This is a genomic window from Ruegeria sp. AL11 (assembly GCF_056540865.1).
Window position 1 is genome coordinate 1 of the sequence record NZ_JBQFXO010000090.1, and the last position, 556, is coordinate 556.

Sequence of the window (556 nt, forward strand, 5' to 3'; positions counted from 1 at the left end):
TGCCCGAACGACCGCCGCCGATGGCCGAGCAATAGGACAGACCGATTTCCAGCGCCTTGCCGGTTTCGTCTTTGTCGACGGCTACCAGGCAGGGCACGCCGCCGCCTTTGACGTATTCGCCGCGCACAGTGTGGCCGGGGCCTTTGGGGGCCATCATGATGACGTCGACGCCTTCTTTCGGCTCAATCAGGCCAAAGTGGACGTTCAGGCCGTGGGCGAACGCGATGGCCGCGCCGGGCTTGATGTTGTCATGCACATATTTCTTGTAGGTTTCGGCCTGCAGTTCATCGGGCATGGTGAACATGATCAGGTCACACCAGGCGGCGGCTTCGGCGATACCCATTACGGTCAGACCCTCGGCTTCGGCTTTCTTGGCCGAGGCCGAGCCTTCGCGCAGCGCCACAACAAGGTTCTTCGCACCCGAGTCGCGCAGGTTCAGCGCGTGGGCGTGGCCCTGCGAGCCATAGCCCAGGATTGCCACTTTCTTGTCTTTGATCAGGTTGATGTCGCAATCGCGATCGTAATAGACGCGCATGTCGCCGGTCCTTTCTGTTTT

1 protein-coding gene is annotated in these 556 nt (G+C 60.8%); it reads right to left on the minus strand.

Going from position 1 to position 556, the window contains the following annotated elements:
• The coding region (locus ACR0IP_RS23445) for an NAD(P)-dependent oxidoreductase (RefSeq protein WP_480528202.1) at positions 1-535 on the minus strand (535 nt) is incomplete at its 3' end.
• Positions 536-556: the final 21 nt, after the last annotated feature.